This window comes from Parabacteroides distasonis ATCC 8503, from assembly GCF_000012845.1.
GTDB classification, from domain to species: Bacteria; Bacteroidota; Bacteroidia; order Bacteroidales; family Tannerellaceae; genus Parabacteroides; species Parabacteroides distasonis.
Genome location: NC_009615.1, coordinates 1673487 through 1689881 on the forward strand (window position 1 = coordinate 1673487; position 16395 = coordinate 1689881).

Here is a 16395-nt window from a genome sequence, read left to right on the forward strand (position 1 = left end):
ATACATGAACAGCTATATGATCCTTTTTATTATCGCTGCCTATTTCGCCGTCTTGCTGCTGATAGCATGGATCACGGGACGTAATAACAGCAACGAGGCATTCTTCCTCGGGAACAGGAAATCACCTTGGTATATCGTTTCTATCGGTATGGTAGGGACATCCTTATCGGGGGTGACGTTCGTATCGGTACCCGGCATGGTGCGGGCGATCGATATGACGTATATGCAGACTGTATTAGGCTTCTTCGTGGGATATATCATTATAGCCAAGGTATTGCTACCGCTATACTATAAGTTGCAGCTTACCTCCATCTACTCGTATCTGGATGACCGGATCGGGAGAAGGGGGTACAAGACAGGGGCCTCATTCTTCCTGCTCTCGAAGATCGTAGGGGCGGCCGCACGCTTATATCTAGTGGTCTTGATCTTGCAAACCTACGTGTTCAACGCTTGGAACATCCCATTCGCCGTGACCGCTATCCTCAGTATCCTGCTGGTATGGCTATATACGTTCCGGAGCGGTATCAAGACGATCATCTGGACAGATACGTTGCAGGCCCTTTGTCTCGTGGCAATGTTGATCGTGATCATCTGGCAGGTGAAGGACAAGATGGGACTGGATTTCGGGGGTATGGCGCAGACCTTGGTGGAAAGTCCTCATTTCCGGATCTTCGAGTTTGGCGATTGGCATAGTACGCAAAACTTCTTCAAGCAGTTCTTCAGCGGTATCTTTATCACGATCGTCATGACCGGGCTGGATCAGGACATGATGCAAAAGAACCTCTCCTGCAAGAGCTTGAAGGATGCCCAGAAGAATATGTACACATATGGCTTCGCCTTCACGCCGGTCAACTTCTTGTTTCTCGCGCTGGGGGTACTACTACTGACATTGGCGGCACAGCAGAACATCCAGTTGCCAACCCTCAACGACGATATCCTCCCGATGTTTTGTACCTCAGGGATCTTGGGCGGGAGTATCTTGATCTTCTTTACGATCGGTATCATAGCGGCGGCTTTCAGTAGCGCCGACTCGGCGTTGACAGCGCTCACCACCTCTTTTTGCGTGGATATCCTCGGCGTGCAGAGAGAGGAAGCGAAAAGGGCGAAACGTACCCGCCTAAAGGTACACGTGATGATATCCGTCTTGTTCGTCTTGATCATCTTGGCGTTCAAGGCCGTAAATAACCGGAGTGTTATCGACGCGATCTACATGATAGCGTCGTACACGTATGGTCCTCTATTGGGGCTGTTTGTTTTCGGGCTTTTCACGAAGCGGAAACCCCGTGACAAATACGTGCCCTATATCTGTATAGCCTCCCCGTTGATTTGCCTCGCCACGGATTTCTTGGTGAAACAATACGCAGGCTATACGTTCGGCTACGAGATGCTTATGGTAAACGGAGGCATCACGTTCGCCGGGCTGTGGCTTTCGGCAATTGAAAATGGAAATTTGAAAATTGAGAATTAAGCCTAGCCATTATTCAATACTCATTATTCATTAATTTATATTTTATGGAAATTAAAAGCGCAGAATTTGTTATCAGCAACACAGACGTAAGGAAATGCCCCGAGGGTAATAAGCCGGAGTATGCCTTCATCGGACGAAGCAATGTAGGCAAATCCTCTTTGATCAATATGCTTACCAACAAGAAGGGCTTGGCGATGACTTCGCAAACACCGGGTAAGACTTTACTTATCAATCATTTTCTTATCAATAACGAGTGGTATCTGGTAGATCTTCCGGGGTATGGCTTCGCCCAACGAGGCAAGGAGAACCGGGAGCAATTGAAACGTATCATCGAGAACTATATCCTCGATCGAGAGCAACTGACCAACCTATTTGTCCTTTTGGACTGCCGTCACGAGGCGCAAAAGATCGATCTGGAGTTTATGGAATGGCTGGGTGAGAGCGGGGTTCCTTTCTCTATCATCTTCACGAAGATCGACAAGATCAGCAAGGGACGCTTGAAAGAGAACCTAAAAGTCTATACGGATAAATTACTGGAGACTTGGGAAGAGCTTCCTCCGATCTTCCTCTCTTCCTCGGAGAAGAAAGAGGGACGGGATGAGATTCTGGACTATATCGAGTCTATCAACAATAGCTTGAATAATTGAAAATTAGTTGAGTTGATATGGGATTAGCTTCGGTTCTTCTGGTTTTATCTCCGTTTACGCAGATCAATACGCCTTATCCTTCCACGGCTTACCTAAAAGGTTATTTGGAGGCAAAGGGTGTACATGCCGGGCAGACCGATCTGGGTATCGAGACAATCTTGGCTTTGTTTTCCACGCAGGGTCTCGGGGAGTTATTCGCCGAGATCGAGCGACGGAAAGGTAAATATCCGGCTAAAGTCCGGGGGATGCTAGCTAATAAGCAACGGTATATCGACACGATAGCCGCCGTCGTCGCTTTCCTTCAGGGAAAGAACGATCCTCTCGCTTATCGCATCTGTAACCAAGATTACCTTCCCGAAAGCGACTGCGGGAGCCAAAACGAGGAGGAGCTGGAATGGGCGTTCGGCACTTCGGGATTACGGGATAAGGCCCGTTATCTGGCGACCTTGTATCTGGAGGATCTCTGCGACTTGATCAGGGAAACGATCGACCCGGATTTCGGCTTCAGTCGATATGCCGAGCATCTGGGCCGCTGCGCCTCCTCTTTCGACGAGATCGAGGAAGCCCTCCAAAAACCTTTCGGCTTTATCGACCGCCTGACGCAACCGCTATTGGAAAAGCACATCGCCAAGAGCAAGCCCAAGGCGATCGCTTTCAGCGTACCTTTCCCGGGGAATTTATTCAGTACCCTCCGGCTCGCCCAATGGCTACGGCAGGCACATCCCGATATCCCGATCCTTATGGGAGGTGGTTTCGTGAATACGGAACTTCGCTCCATCACGGATACACGCTTCTTCAAATACATCGATTACCTCTTGCTAGATGATGGAGAGGACCCACTCTTCCAAGTGTTACGCTATCTGGACGGGGCGATCCAAAAAGAGGAACTGGTACGCACCTTCTCCTTGGACGAGAACGGTAGCCGGGTCGTTTATCAAGATAATCCCGCTTACCCCGCTTGCCGGCAAAGCGAGACCGGATTCCCGGATTACGAGGGCTTGCCGCTGGACAAATACATCTCCGTCATGGAAATGGCCAACCCGATGCACAAGCTTTGGAGCGATGGTCGCTGGAATAAACTGACCTTGGCGCACGGTTGCTACTGGGGGAAATGCGCCTTCTGCGACGGCTCATTGGATTACATCAAACGATATGAGCCGAATACAGCCAAGACTTTGGTAGACCGTATGGAGCGCTTGATCGAGCAAACCGGCGAGATCGGCTTCCATTTCGTGGACGAGGCCGCTCCACCCGCCTTGCTACGGGAAATGGCGCAGGAGATTATCCGCCGTGGGATAACCGTCGTGTGGTGGGGAAATATTCGTTTTGAGAAAAGCTATACTGAGGAACTATGCGACCTTCTTCAACGAAGTGGCTGCATCGCCGTGTCGGGAGGTCTGGAAGTAGCCTCTCCCCGACTCCTCAAGCTGATAAATAAAGGGGTGACAGTGGCTCAAGTGGCACGGGTCGCCAACAACTTTACCGGGGCAGGCATCATGGTCCATGCCTATTTGATGTATGGTTTCCCGACCCAAACCGCTCAAGAAACCATAGATTCCTTAGAAACGGTCCGGCAAATGTTTGAGCTTGGGCTGATTCAATCCGGATTTTGGCATCGTTTCGCCATGACAGCGCATAGCCCTGTGGGGTTGCACCCCGCCGAGTACAGTTGCCGTGTCACGGAGCCTCCCTTTGGCGGATTCGCCCGTAATGACGTACAGTTCGAGGCGCTATCCGGCTGCGATCCGGAGCTTTTCAGCGAGGGGCTTCGCGTTTCCCTCTACAATTACATGAATGGAACAGGCTTCGACTTGCCCTTGCATAAATGGTTCGGCGGCATGAAAGTACCACGCACCACCCTGCCGCCGAATTATATAGAGAGGATAGTGGAGGAATAGCCCCGTAGAGGCTCGCCGGAGGATTGGAAACGGGTTGGAACTCCGCGGCGATCTCCGCCGGGCATCTTGAGTTCCCTTCCGATCCTCCGGCGACCCCCGCCGGGCATCCCAAGAGTCTTCCACATCCCCCGGCGATAGCCGCCGGATGCTTCAAAGTCCTTCCAACTCCCTCGGCAAGGCTCGCCGAGTATTTAATAACTGATCTTGCACCCCACGAAATAACTTCTAGGAATTCCCGGGCCATAGATATACCCGGCATCCCGATGCGCTCCCTTGTCGAAATCATCTTGATAGGAGTCGAAGATATTCTGTATTCCGGCGTTCACCTGCAAGGTTGCGGACTTGAAGATCGGGAAGTCGTAAGACAGCTTCAGGTTCAAGTCGAAGAAATCACGAGTCTTCTCCTCACGATCCTCGGGAATGTAACCCGCCAAGTGCTGCACCAACATGCTGCCCGTATAGGTTCCCGTCAATGAGGCGGAGAAACGTTTCACGGGCGTGAAGGTAGAGGTGAAATAGCCATATACGTCCGGAGAGCGGAACATCTTCTTCTGCGGGGTGATATTCGGGTTCTCGCTCCATTGCTCTGCCTCCTTGTAGCGGCTCCGTTGCAAAGTAGCGCCCGCCTGTATCTGCATCCAAGAATAGGCCATCTTACCCTCCAGATTGATACCCATCACACGGGCACCCTTTCCATTACGGCGTTCCATCAGCAGATTATTGTCCTCGTCACGGCCGATCTCCTCCAAGATAAACACGTTCCGTAAATCCGTATAGAAACCTTCCACTAAGAAATTCACTTGAACCGGGCCGAAGCGATGATAAAAATCCACGGAAGCGCTCACGCTCTGCGAATTCTCCTCCTTCAAGTCCGGAGAAATCTGGATGATCGCCACGTCGCCCCCCACGGCGGTGATATGCAAATCCTCGTCGAACGCTTGAGGGGCCCGGAAACCGCTGGAGTACGACATACGCAGGTTGATATCCTTCGTCGGATTGAAGCGCACGTTCGCACGAGGGCTAAAGATCACATGATCCATCATGTTATGCTTATCCAAACGGCCACCGATCAAGAAACTCCAACGGTCATTCTTCCACTCGTTCTGGGCGAAAGCGCTACCGATATGCACGGTCTGGGCGATCGTACGGTGATAGCCAAGCATCTCGTCTTGCAGATCATCGTAGCTATATTCGGCGCCTCCCGTAAAGGTAGCGGGCATAAAAAGGCATTTATCCCATTCGTAGGAATATTGGGCGCCACCGATAAAGGTCATGTCCGTCGTGTTACCATAGGCGTTCGGATCTTTTCCGGCACCGTAATAACTCTGGCGTTTCGTATGCTGGGCGGAGGTATACACATTCAGCCGATGATGGTAGTCGCGAGAGAAAAGATCGAATTTCAGGCCTCCCCCGTTGATCTGGTGGTCGGTCTGCTCGGTGATATCCGTCTCGTGAGGCGGAAGATCCAATAAATTACCACCTCGCCGGAACTCGCTGATGTTATGGTACTCGAAAGTCAGCTTGGAATAATTGCTGGTCTTCAAGTAGGAACGGAATCCGAGGGTCTTCGCCTCCAGCTTACCCAGCTCCGAGTAGCCATCGCCATCATGGTCGTAAGAGGCACGGTGGCGGCCCTGCCCAAAGAGGTAGATACCCGCCTTATGATCGTCCGTCACCAACGAGGCGTTCACGGTCGTATTATTATCCGGACGGCTTCCCCCGATCATCGTCAACGAATGGGCAATCTGGGCAGAGTTGCGCATCGGTTCCTTCGTGATGATATTGATCGTACCGGCGATAGCGGACGAGCCGAACAAGGCCGAGCCTCCTCCGCGCATCACCTCTACCCGCTCGATCATATTCGCCGGGATCTGCTCCAAGCCATATACGCCGGTCAGGGCGCTGAAGATCGGCCGGCTATCCACCAAGATCTGGGTATAAGGGCCTTCCAGACCATTGATACGTACTTGTTGGAAACCGCAATTCTGGCAGTTATTCTCCACACGCACGCCGGGCTGGAAGTTCAGACCGTCGGCCAAGGAAGTGGCGTGCGTAGTCTCGAACACCTTGGAGTCGAGTACATTTACCAAAGAAGGAGCCAGACGGCGGGTCGTCTCGTTACGGTTTGCCGATACGACGACACCGTCCAAGGAGACAGCGTCTTCCTCGGCATTGAAATTGATCTCCAATGTCTTCCCTTTCTTAAGGGTCACCGTCTTCTCCTCGGTTTTATATCCGATAGACTTCATGACCAAGGTGTATTTTCCCTCGGGAAGATTCTTCATATAGTAATGACCGGTAGCGTCGGTGGTCGTACCGATCGTCGTACCGTGGAGGTAGACATTGATAAAAGAGAGATGCTCTCCTGTTTTCTTATCGAGGATATGGCCTACGATATTAGCGTCGGAAGGATTCAGGGAGGTATGATCGTCTCCCTCTGCCCACGCTGATGTAAAGACACAGCACAGGCATAGTATAAGTGTAATGAACTTATTCATTGCTTGATTAATAGTTGTTTGAATATTAATGATTACGAATTGCCGAGGAGACGGGCATGCCCCGTCTCTACAAACGGATATTGATTTCTGGATATGTAATCAAACAACTGGGGGAGCCCGCAGGTATCGCAGTCCCTCAACGGAAGTGACATGATCCGGATAGACCGGAGACTCAGAGAGATTAGATATTTTTAAAGAATAGAATTGTAAACGTAACAGGTGAATCGCCCCGTCCATCACGTGAATAGATGAGAGCATATGAAACAACTGTATCTCCGCCAAAGAGGTATGATGATGGCAAGTACCGTCCGCCGTCTTCTTGAAAGGGTGCGCATGCACGATGGTCGTACCATGCTCCACATGGACGTGCGTAAAAAGCGAGACACTGCTATAATACGCAATAAAAAGTACCGGCAGCAACCACTTTATATATTTAACCATCGTTTCCCTCACCCTGTATCATCGTTATTTCGTGGGCAAAGATACTACAATTTTTTTAATTGCTTTGTTTTATATATTTTTGCGCTTCTAAAGCAAAAAAGAAACTCTTATGAATTGGTTACTTGAGACGCTTACAGAACCCTCGATGATACAGGCCGTGGCCGTCATTTCTATCGTGGCGGCGGTTGGTGTGTATTTAGGGCGGCTAAAGATATTCGGCATTTCATTAGGCATCACTTTTGTATTCTTCGCCGGTATTATGGCAGGGCATCTGGGCATTACCGTAAATAAGGACATGCTGAACTTCGCTCAGAACTTCGGGCTTATCGTTTTCGTATATACCTTGGGATTGCAGGTAGGTCCCGGTTTCTTCTCTTCCCTAAAAAAAGGCGGGGTGGAAATGAATACGATGGGATTAGGGGTGATCGCTTTAGGACTGATTTTGACGTTGGTGTTTCATTGGATAACAGGAATTTCCGTCCCCGTTATGGTAGGGTTGCTATCCGGTGCCGTAACGAATACCCCGGCCCTAGGTGCCGCCCAGCAAGCGCTCTTACAAATGGATCCGGAAAATACGAGGAACGTAACGGATATGGCTCTGGCCTGTGCCGTAGCTTATCCATTAGGTGTCGTAGGCGTAATTCTCGCTATTATCATCTTGAGGTCCTTATTCGCAAAAAAGACACAGAGCACGCATAAGGAGCAAGACACGACAACAAACGTAGCGGAATTTCAGGTATTAAACCCCTCTATTTACAATAAGAGCATCCAGCAAGTCATGAAATTGACAGAGAAACATTTCGTGATCTCCCGCCTCTGGAGGAACGGAAAGGTGACGATCCCTACCTCTGAAACCATCTTAAAGGAAAAAGACCATTTGCTTATCATATCCGTAAAGGCGGATGTCGAATCCATCAAGGTACTTTTCGGAGAACAAGAGACTACGGACTGGAATAAGGAAGATATTGACTGGAACGCTATCGACAGCCAATTGATCTCCCGCCGTATCGTCGTAACCCGCAACCGGGTAAACGGGGTAAAGCTAGGCTCGCTCCGGCTCCGCAACCTATACGGGATCAACATCACCCGGGTAAACCGTGCGGGTATCGATCTGGTGGCCTCCCGTGACCTCCGTCTACAGATTGGGGATAAACTAACGATCGTAGGCGAGGCCAATTCCGTGAATAACGTGGGTAAGATATTGGGAGACGAGCTGAAACGGCTGGATAACCCCAACCTGCTTGCCATATTCGTAGGACTTACGCTGGGCGTATTAATCGGGGCGATCCCAATCGCCATACCGGGAATGAGTACCCCCATCAAGCTGGGTATCGCCGGAGGACCGATCATCGTTGGAATCTTGATGGGTGCGTTCGGCCCCCGTTTCCACCTAACGACTTATACCACCCAGAGCGCAAACCTGATGATGCGGCAGTTCGGTATAGTGATCTATCTGGCGGGACTGGGAATCGACTCCGGAGCTCATTTCTTCGAGACCGTCTTCCGTGCCGAGGGATTGTTATGGATCGGTCTCGGTTTCCTATTGACGATCGTACCGGTCTTGATCGTCGGGTTCATCGCCTCGCAATTCTTCAAGTTAGATTACGCCCACAACATAGGTATGCTATGCGGAAGCATGGCCAATCCGATGGCCTTGAGTTATGCCAATACGACCGTCGAGGGTGACGAGCCTTCCGTATCTTACGCTACGGTTTACCCGTTATCCATGTTCATCCGGGTGATTTCTGCCCAATTATTGATCATGTTATTCACTTGACCGCTTAAAAAGTCTAACATTCGACCTGTTTTTTGTTTCACTTACCTTATCTTTGCAAGACATTTGAAACAATACTTTGATGAATGAATGAAACTATACTCAATGGGCTACTAAACTTGTTCGCTATATTTGCGTCCTTGGCAAAAATAGAAAGTGATCAAGCACGTCAAGCTGTCAATTCTTACTTAACCAGTCACTTTGGTATCCGCTCCCATAAAGAATATATGGAGCTATTTGAAGAGATACAAAGTGTTTACGATGACCCGGAGTTCGACATCGATAGAGAAAGCGTTATTATTAACGTATGCAACCAGCTCAAGCCCAAATTGATCGCGGAAGACCAACTATTGCTTCTTCTCCGTTTCATGGAGTTCGCCCATGGCAACAATGAAGGATTGAACGAGAACTTAGCCATTTTCCATAAGATCGCTACGATATTCAATATCGATACGGATACCTTCGACAACCTATACGCCTTTGTAGTCGGTAAAAAATCCCCCTCCATACTTACGATCAACGCTGATGATAGCGATAAAGACGTCAACCATATCTACAGAAGGGGGTTGGAGGGCGAGATACGGGTGTTGAGACTGACCCGGTTCGACCGAATGGTCTTTATCTACCAAGGCAGCGGACGGGTATTCATGAACGATATCCCGCTTACTTCCGGTATCTTCTATGGCTGGCAACGCAGCAGCGTAATCAAAAGCCCACTATTCTTGCCGGTTTATTATAGTGATGTCCTCGATGTATTCAATCAGAATGAGCATAAGGAACGTATTTTATTAACCGGGAGGGATATCGAGTTCAGCTTCAAGAATAGCGAGAACGGTATGCACAATTTCTCTTTCAACCTTGAATCTGGCCAGTTGGTAGCCATCATGGGAGGAAGCGGCGTTGGTAAGTCGACCTTGTTAAGCATCTTAAATGGGAATATTATCCCCGGAGAGGGAAATGTATGCCTGAACGGACATCCGCTGAGTGATCCGGAATGCAAGCAATTGATCGGTTTCGTGCCTCAGGATGACTTGCTGATCGAGGAGCTGACCGTATTCCAAAATCTATGGTATACCGCCCGCCTTTGTTTCGCCAACCTGACCAAAAAGGAGATCGAGGATCGTGTCAATACGATACTGGAGGATTTGGATCTGAGCAAGATCCGGGATTTGGCCGTCGGGTCTCCAATCCGGAAAACGATCAGCGGAGGGCAACGTAAACGTTTAAATATAGCACTGGAACTTATCCGTGAGCCGGCGATCCTTTATTTGGATGAGCCTACCTCCGGCCTCTCGTCCACCGATTCCGAAAAGGTCATCATGCTGTTAAAGGAACAAACACACCGGGGACGGCTCGTGGTTGTCAATATCCACCAACCTTCGTCCGAGATCTATAAACTGTTCGACCGCCTATGGTTATTAGATACCGGCGGTTACCCGATTTACGACGGTAACCCGATCGAGGCGATCACCTATTTCAAACGGATCGCCAATTATACAGATCAAGACATCAGTGTTTGCGGCACCTGCGGAAATATCAATCCGGAACTAATCCTAACCATTATCGACGCAAAAAAGATAGACGATAGCGGAAACCAGACAAACATCCGGAAGATAACTTCAAAAGAATGGCATGAGTTATATGTAGCTTCCCGCCCGAAGTTCCAAGAGGTTAAGCCTACCCCCCTGCCCCCGAATCATCAGCAGAAGCCCTCGATCTGGAAGCAATTCTGTATCTTCTTGGAAAGAAACATAAAGACCAAGCTGACCAATAAGCAGTACTTGTGCATCGCCTTACTGGAGACTCCTTTATTGGCGGTGATCGTGGCCCTGCTCACCCGCTTCGTACCCGATGACGGGTATTCTTTGCTGGCGAACAAAAATCTGGTATCCTACATTTTCATGGCGGTGATTGTCGCTACTTTCACGGGATTAAGTATCAGCGCCGAAGAGATCATCAAGGACCGGACGCTCCTAAAGCGAGAACGATTCTTGCGATTGAGCCGAGGCAGTTATCTCTCGTCAAAGATGTTCTACCTGCTTTGTATCTCAGCGATCCAAAGTTTGCTATTCATAGTGGTAGGAAATTTATTGATAGGCATTGGAAGCGAGATGTTCCTTACTTGGTGGATCACGCTATGGGCAACCTCATTCCTCGCCAACCTGACAGGTTTGGTACTATCGCAATCCCTAAACTCGATCGTAGCGATCTATATAACGATACCGCTGCTTTTAATCCCGCAGATCTTACTTTGCGGCTTAGTTGTCAAGTTCGACGATTTGAGCAGAAGCGCATCCAGCCGGAACATAGTGCCCCTTATCGGTGAGGTTATTCCCTCACGTTGGGCATTCGAGGCGTTGGTTACGGAACAATTCCGGAACAACAGCTACAACCGCCTATTTTTCACGGTCGAGAAAGAAAAGTTCCTAGCGCAATATTACCGGAATGTCCATGCTGACGAGGTGCGCAGCCTCATAAACAGCCTCAACCTGATCCCGGAGAAACGGGAAAAGAACACCCGGACGATCCACAACGAACTGGCCGTACTATCCCGTGCCGCCCGTATCGCCCCCTATACGTCCAAAGAGAGTTACGAGAGCTATATGGATAAAGTAGAAAAAGCCCTGCATACCCGTAGCGATAATTTCACGGCGTTATTAGAGAAAAAACGGAAAGAGGTCATTCAAGAACACGGCTCCGAATGGTTGAACACCTTGAAAAAGGAACATCATAACTCAGCCATCGAGGAGCTGGTACTCAACTCAACCAGTACCCAATTCTATAAGGAGGCCCACAACCGGATCTACCCTAAAATCGGGCAGATTTATCTGGAACCGGACAATAATTGGGGACGTGCGCCTTTCTATAGTCATGAGAAAAAATTCGCCGGTTATACATTTTCTACTTTTACATTTAATTTATTAATGTTAGGAATCTTTGCTTTATTGGTAATTATATCTATCTTCGCAGAGTTTCCCGGCAAGTATTTAAACAAAGGGAGCGATTAATGACAAAATATATAATCTAAAAATAAAGAATAACATGAAAAAGAGTTTTGTTAGCCTGCTAACCATAGCAGCGATTACATTTGGAATGGTATCTTGCAACAGCAGTAAAAAACAAGACGCCGCTGAGCAAAAAGTAGAGGAAGAAGCAGTTATCGCAGGAGAAGTATCTAAAGGTCTGCTTACTGCCGAGTTGAAAGACGAGGTCACTCGTTTCTTGAAAGATATGCCGGATTCGGAGTTGCCTTACAAAGTATCTACCGGCGAGGTTACGATCTCTGTCGCTAATACTGATTTTATGTTGCCGGTCAGCAAGGTTTCCGAATTGAACACACAAGCCCAGAAAGCACGTGCTTGCGGTATCTACTTCGCAGACTTGAACGTATTGAAGGCTATGAAAAAGCCGACTACAGATATCGAGAACGTATTGGTTAAATTGACTACGGATCTGGACATTCCATTCGCTATCGACATCATGAAAGAGTCCGCTCCCGCTAACGCCAGCAAAGAGGAGTTAAGCAAATTCATGAAAAACCAAGAAAACAAATTGATCGACGCTATGATGGAAAATGATAAGGCTGACGTTGAGCTTGAGTTGTTAGGGGGCATGGCTGTAGAATATGCCATTGTATACGCAAATCCGGGCTTGGTTGTTAAAGGCGACGCTATTTCCGCCGGTTTGAGCGAGAATATGGAAAAACGTATCGGTATCATCCAGCAGATCACAGCCGACTTAGCTAAATATTATCCTGACTTGGAGCAATTAGGAACTACAATCGCTCCGTTAAGCGGAATGGTAGCAACCATAAATACGGCTCGTGAGTCAAAAGCTAAGATTGAGGAAATGCGTGCGAATCTATTGAAGTAATATAAACCTCATATCATAAAAAGTGTATGGTGATAACATCATACACTTTTTTATATCCCTTCGGATATCACTGCAACAGGCTTTGCAATAGTACTGCAACAAGCCTTACAGTAGTACTGCAACAGGCCTAGCAGTAGTACTGCAACCCTTATGCAGTAATGCTGCAGCACCTATGCAGTATCCTATATCTTATGAGCTTTGATAAGTACCTTATCCCCATTTTCCAGAGTAGTAGCGAAAAGATAGATAGTTCCTCCATCCGCAATTTTAGTTCGCTTACGTAACTCTTCCACCGAGAGGGGGAAATTACGGACTGTGATATTCGCTTGGGGAATCTGCCTCGACAAGGTCTTACATTGTTTATTCGTAAAGGGGATCACTTCGTCTACCACAAAAGAACGTCCCGGAAAACAAGGGACTACCTCATCCGACGTATATAAATGACTGCTAACATGCAATTTACTCAATCCGAAACGAGTGGCGACCGCTTTAAACGCACCTGCCTTCAAGATGGAGACATTCGGTTCATATAAATAACGCTTGACTTCTCCACGGATGGAGGCGACCGCTTCCCGCTCTTCCATCAATGAGAACGTAAACGATTCCGACTCTTCCTCCGAGATAAAATTCACGCAACAGATCCGAGGATTCCCGTTTCTCGAGCCTCGTTCCAGCACAAATAAAAGTTCCTTACATTCGTTTTTCACCGAAAGAACCTGTATGTCAGTCACACCCGGAAGTAAATCCAGTGTCATACGAATATCCGCCATCGGGGATAGTTTAGCGATCACCCTTGGGGCATGACTAAATAAGACGGGGACTAGCTTTGTTAAATCCGGCTCGCAATCTTGCAATGCGAAAACCCGCTTATTTCCTTCTCCCCTACGAGCCGGATCGATATAGAACACATCTATTCCATCGATCTCAGCCAACAACTCCGTAGAATCGCCATTCAATACCGTTACGTTATCAGCCTCTAGTACCTTGAAATTATGGATAGCCGCCTCGCAATAAGCGGGAAAGCGTTCGATATAAGTAACCTGCTGTACTTTCCGAGAGAAGAAATAGCTATCGATCCCCAACCCTCCGGTCAAATCACATACATGTGCCTGTGGATCTACCAACCTCTGTTTGTACAAGGCAGTTTGTTCCGAGGAACATTGCTCCGCCGCTATCTTCGCCGGAAAAACCAGTCGATCGTTTTGATACCATGAAGGTAGTTTATCCTTGATCTGCCGCCGAGATTTTAATTGATCCACCACGAAAGGGATATCGATCCCCGGATAACGAGAGGCGGAAAGCAACAGACGATTCAAATCATCCGACGCATGTTCCTTGATAAATCGTGAAAGTTCCTCTATTTGTTCCATGCTTTGTCAACCTATACGTTCTTTAGGCAAAGTTAGCATAAAACGGCTACCTTTACCATATTCCGACTTCAATTGTATCTCACCGCCGAAACGCTGCGCTATCACTTGGCAAATCGCCAGTCCGAGTCCGGTGCCTTGCGCAAACTCATCCAATTTGCAAAAACGATCAAAAACTTGCTTCTGTTTCTCCTCAGGGATACCGATACCAGTGTCTTCTACATAGATATGAAGGCAGTCGCCTTTCGTACAGAAATAGTATCCCACTTCTATATAGCCCGAAGTCGTGAACTTGATGGCATTATTGATAAAATTAGACAATACTTGTTTCAGCCGATAAGGATCTACCGCCACAACCACCGGGATCTCGGGGACACGCATGCGTAGCTCTACCCCCTCGGGCATCATCAACTGGAAAGTACAATAGATTTCATTGATCAAGACATTCAAATCATGGCGATCGAAAACAAAACTCATCTTTCCGGATTCCATACGGGAAAGATCTAAAATATCATTGATCAGTTTCAATAGTAAGTCGGAGTTCGTATTAATCAACTTCACGAACTGCTCACGCTCTTCCGGCTCCAAGACCTCTTCCGAGTTCATTAAATTCGAGAAACCGACAATCGCATTCAGCGGCGTACGGATCTCATGGCTCATATTCGCCAAGAAAGCCGACTTCATCCGATCCGACTCCTCGGCTTTTTCCCTCGCAGAGATCAAGACCTCCTCCGTATCCTTGATATTTTGGATATTCAAACATAAGCCATTGATTACATACCCATCATTCGCATCCTCTAAGCTTCCGTAACGAAATTCCCACCATTGGTAACCTTTCCCGTTAAAATCGCAACGATATTGAAGGATATGATGAGAGATCGTACCCGTACAAATGAAATCAATCAAGGAGCGCAAACTCTGCCTATCGTCCGGATGAGTCATCTCGTACAGCTCATCCAAAGGAATTTCCCGGGGAGAAATATTCACATAGCTAAAGAACTCGTTGTCAAACCGGAAGGTACCAGACTGTAATTTCCAAGCGAATATATTCCCCCCTTCCAACGCTAAAGAAAGATGCTCCTTCTCTTGCTTTAAATTAGCGAGCACCGCTTTCCTTCGTCTTGCTTCCCGCCAATAGAGATAAAACAAATAACCGATCAATGCCAGCAATAAGATCACGCCCAAGGAAGAGGCGATAAAAACCCCAATCTTATACCGTTCAGAAATAGGCATATTGATGATGTGAACATTAGTAGGGACCTCCTCCTTTGAGATACCTAAACGTTGCATCTCCCCCCAATCATACAGATACTCTTTAGGACTCTCTACGATCGGAACGGAAGAGACAGGCGTACCGGAAAGAATTTTAGCCGCCAACCGAGCCTGTTCCGCCGCTTGTATGCGATTCGAGCAAAAATAGCCTCCCAGAACTTCCACGTTTATATTAAAGATTTCCCGCACCGCCGTAAATGAAGGAGTCACGAACATCTTAGACAAACCTGCGGATGTATAGTCATAACGGATATTGAAAAATACGCAATAAGGATAGGTACCATTAATATTACTCAATAAAAACTCCCCATTGGCTTTACGAAAAGGCATGAAATGAATTACATTTTTCGAAGGACGTATCGCCTTCATTCTCATCTCGGTTCTAAACGTCATGGAATCTACCTTAAAGTCCGGGTCATTTAATTGGAAAGCCAATTGATTATAATTCAATACATATCGGCTCGTATCGACCGCTTTTATCAACTCCCGGAAAGCCAACTGCCCTAAGGAGGTCTTATCATAATTGATATAAATGCGAGACTTTCCCATTTGCTGATCGATCAAACGAAGGTTTTCCTTATAATCAATCTTGTCCCAACTACCTGTTACGTTCGGATATTTTTCCAGCAAATCCCAATTAGGGAAATTGACGCCAGAGAAAACAACCGGAACTTTCTTTACAAAAGGATGGCCGCATTTCATCAACGTATAGGTAGCCTGATCATCATTCACCAATATGATGTCGGGCTTCCAAAGACGTATCGTATCGATAAAGTTATACATCCGTTCCTCTTCCTCCTCAGCCATATAGCACTCACAATCGAGATAAAACGTGCGGATGTCCGCATTCACCCGGTTTTTTCTCAGTTCTTTCCGGATATCCGAGTTTAATTCCAGATAGTTCTTGTCATCCCACCGAAAAGATTGGATCACAAGCACACGGCTCCGCTTCGCCTCGGGTTTGCACCCCAACGCCAATAAGAGCAGAATAAAAACACCCCCGGCATAATTTAAAAATCTCATGTCCAAACTTTAAACAGTAAATGTGACAAAAGTACGACTATTTTCAGTATTCACATTCATTAGCTGTATCTTTCTTTCCTTTCATCCCTTCTAAAATGAATAAATAAATCTTTTATAGGGATTGTCAAGGAAAA

Annotated in this window: 10 protein-coding genes; 6 read left to right on the forward strand and 4 right to left on the reverse strand. The window is 47.6% G+C overall.

Annotated features, from left to right (window positions below):
- Window positions 1-4: 4 nt before the first annotated feature.
- Genes BDI_RS07190 through BDI_RS07200 form a run of 3 tightly spaced genes read left to right on the forward strand, consistent with a single transcriptional unit; the run spans window position 5 to window position 4013 of the window.
- Window positions 5-1468: a sodium:solute symporter gene (locus BDI_RS07190; protein WP_008780431.1), complete on the forward strand. Its 1464-nt coding sequence runs from the start codon at window positions 5-7 to the stop codon at window positions 1466-1468.
- Between the two features lie 44 nt (window positions 1469-1512).
- The gene (yihA, locus tag BDI_RS07195; protein ID WP_005856199.1) at window positions 1513-2115 is read left to right on the forward strand and encodes a ribosome biogenesis GTP-binding protein YihA/YsxC; all 603 of its coding nucleotides are present in this window, start codon (window positions 1513-1515) and stop codon (window positions 2113-2115) included.
- Between the two features lie 17 nt (window positions 2116-2132).
- Entirely contained in the window at window positions 2133-4013 is a 1881-nt protein-coding gene (locus tag BDI_RS07200) for a B12-binding domain-containing radical SAM protein (RefSeq protein WP_011966460.1), read from the forward strand.
- Window positions 4014-4204: 191 nt separating this feature from the next.
- Here BDI_RS07200 and BDI_RS07205 read toward each other — a convergent pair whose 3' ends face one another.
- On the reverse strand, window positions 4205-6511 hold the full coding sequence (locus BDI_RS07205) for a TonB-dependent receptor (protein WP_005856196.1): 2307 nt from the start codon (window positions 6509-6511) through the stop codon (window positions 4205-4207).
- A gap of 99 nt (window positions 6512-6610) precedes the next feature.
- Entirely contained in the window at window positions 6611-6964 is a 354-nt protein-coding gene (locus tag BDI_RS07210; RefSeq protein WP_005856195.1) for a hypothetical protein, read from the reverse strand.
- A gap of 97 nt (window positions 6965-7061) precedes the next feature.
- Between BDI_RS07210 and BDI_RS07215 the strand changes: the two genes are divergently transcribed.
- The 3 genes from BDI_RS07215 (at window position 7062) to BDI_RS07225 (ending at window position 12599) form a co-directional block, all read left to right on the forward strand.
- Window positions 7062-8729 carry a putative transporter gene (locus tag BDI_RS07215; RefSeq protein ID WP_005856194.1) on the forward strand — a complete coding sequence of 556 codons (1668 nt, stop codon included), beginning with the start codon at window positions 7062-7064 and terminating at the stop codon, window positions 8727-8729.
- Between the two features lie 83 nt (window positions 8730-8812).
- Window positions 8813-11734, forward strand: a complete 2922-nt coding sequence (locus BDI_RS07220; protein WP_005856192.1) for an ATP-binding cassette domain-containing protein — start codon at window positions 8813-8815, stop codon at window positions 11732-11734.
- 34 nt (window positions 11735-11768) lie between these two features.
- Complete coding sequence (locus BDI_RS07225) at window positions 11769-12599, forward strand: hypothetical protein (protein ID WP_011966461.1); 831 nt, start codon at window positions 11769-11771, stop codon at window positions 12597-12599.
- 182 nt (window positions 12600-12781) lie between these two features.
- On the opposite strand, the gene BDI_RS07230 is transcribed toward BDI_RS07225, so the two are convergent.
- Together BDI_RS07230 and BDI_RS07235 are read right to left on the reverse strand one after the other, a co-directional pair.
- A complete protein-coding gene (locus BDI_RS07230) occupies window positions 12782-13969 on the reverse strand; it encodes a THUMP-like domain-containing protein (protein ID WP_011966462.1) in 1188 nt (395 codons plus the stop codon).
- A gap of 6 nt (window positions 13970-13975) precedes the next feature.
- Window positions 13976-16261 carry a sensor histidine kinase gene (locus BDI_RS07235; protein ID WP_008780426.1) on the reverse strand — a complete coding sequence of 762 codons (2286 nt, stop codon included), beginning with the start codon at window positions 16259-16261 and terminating at the stop codon, window positions 13976-13978.
- Window positions 16262-16395 lie beyond the last annotated feature (134 nt).

Coding starts and splice junctions, on each gene's coding strand:
- BDI_RS07230 (WP_011966462.1), bottom strand. CDS start 13,969: ATGGAACAAATAGAGGAACTTTCACGATTTATCAAGGAACATGCGTCG.
- BDI_RS07235 (WP_008780426.1), bottom strand. CDS start 16,261: ATGAGATTTTTAAATTATGCCGGGGGTGTTTTTATTCTGCTCTTATTG.
- BDI_RS07200 (WP_011966460.1), top strand. CDS start 2,133: ATGGGATTAGCTTCGGTTCTTCTGGTTTTATCTCCGTTTACGCAGATC.
- BDI_RS07225 (WP_011966461.1), top strand. CDS start 11,769: ATGAAAAAGAGTTTTGTTAGCCTGCTAACCATAGCAGCGATTACATTT.
- BDI_RS07220 (WP_005856192.1), top strand. CDS start 8,813: ATGAATGAAACTATACTCAATGGGCTACTAAACTTGTTCGCTATATTT.
- BDI_RS07190 (WP_008780431.1), top strand. CDS start 5: ATGAACAGCTATATGATCCTTTTTATTATCGCTGCCTATTTCGCCGTC.
- BDI_RS07205 (WP_005856196.1), bottom strand. CDS start 6,511: ATGAATAAGTTCATTACACTTATACTATGCCTGTGCTGTGTCTTTACA.
- yihA (WP_005856199.1), top strand. CDS start 1,513: ATGGAAATTAAAAGCGCAGAATTTGTTATCAGCAACACAGACGTAAGG.
- BDI_RS07215 (WP_005856194.1), top strand. CDS start 7,062: ATGAATTGGTTACTTGAGACGCTTACAGAACCCTCGATGATACAGGCC.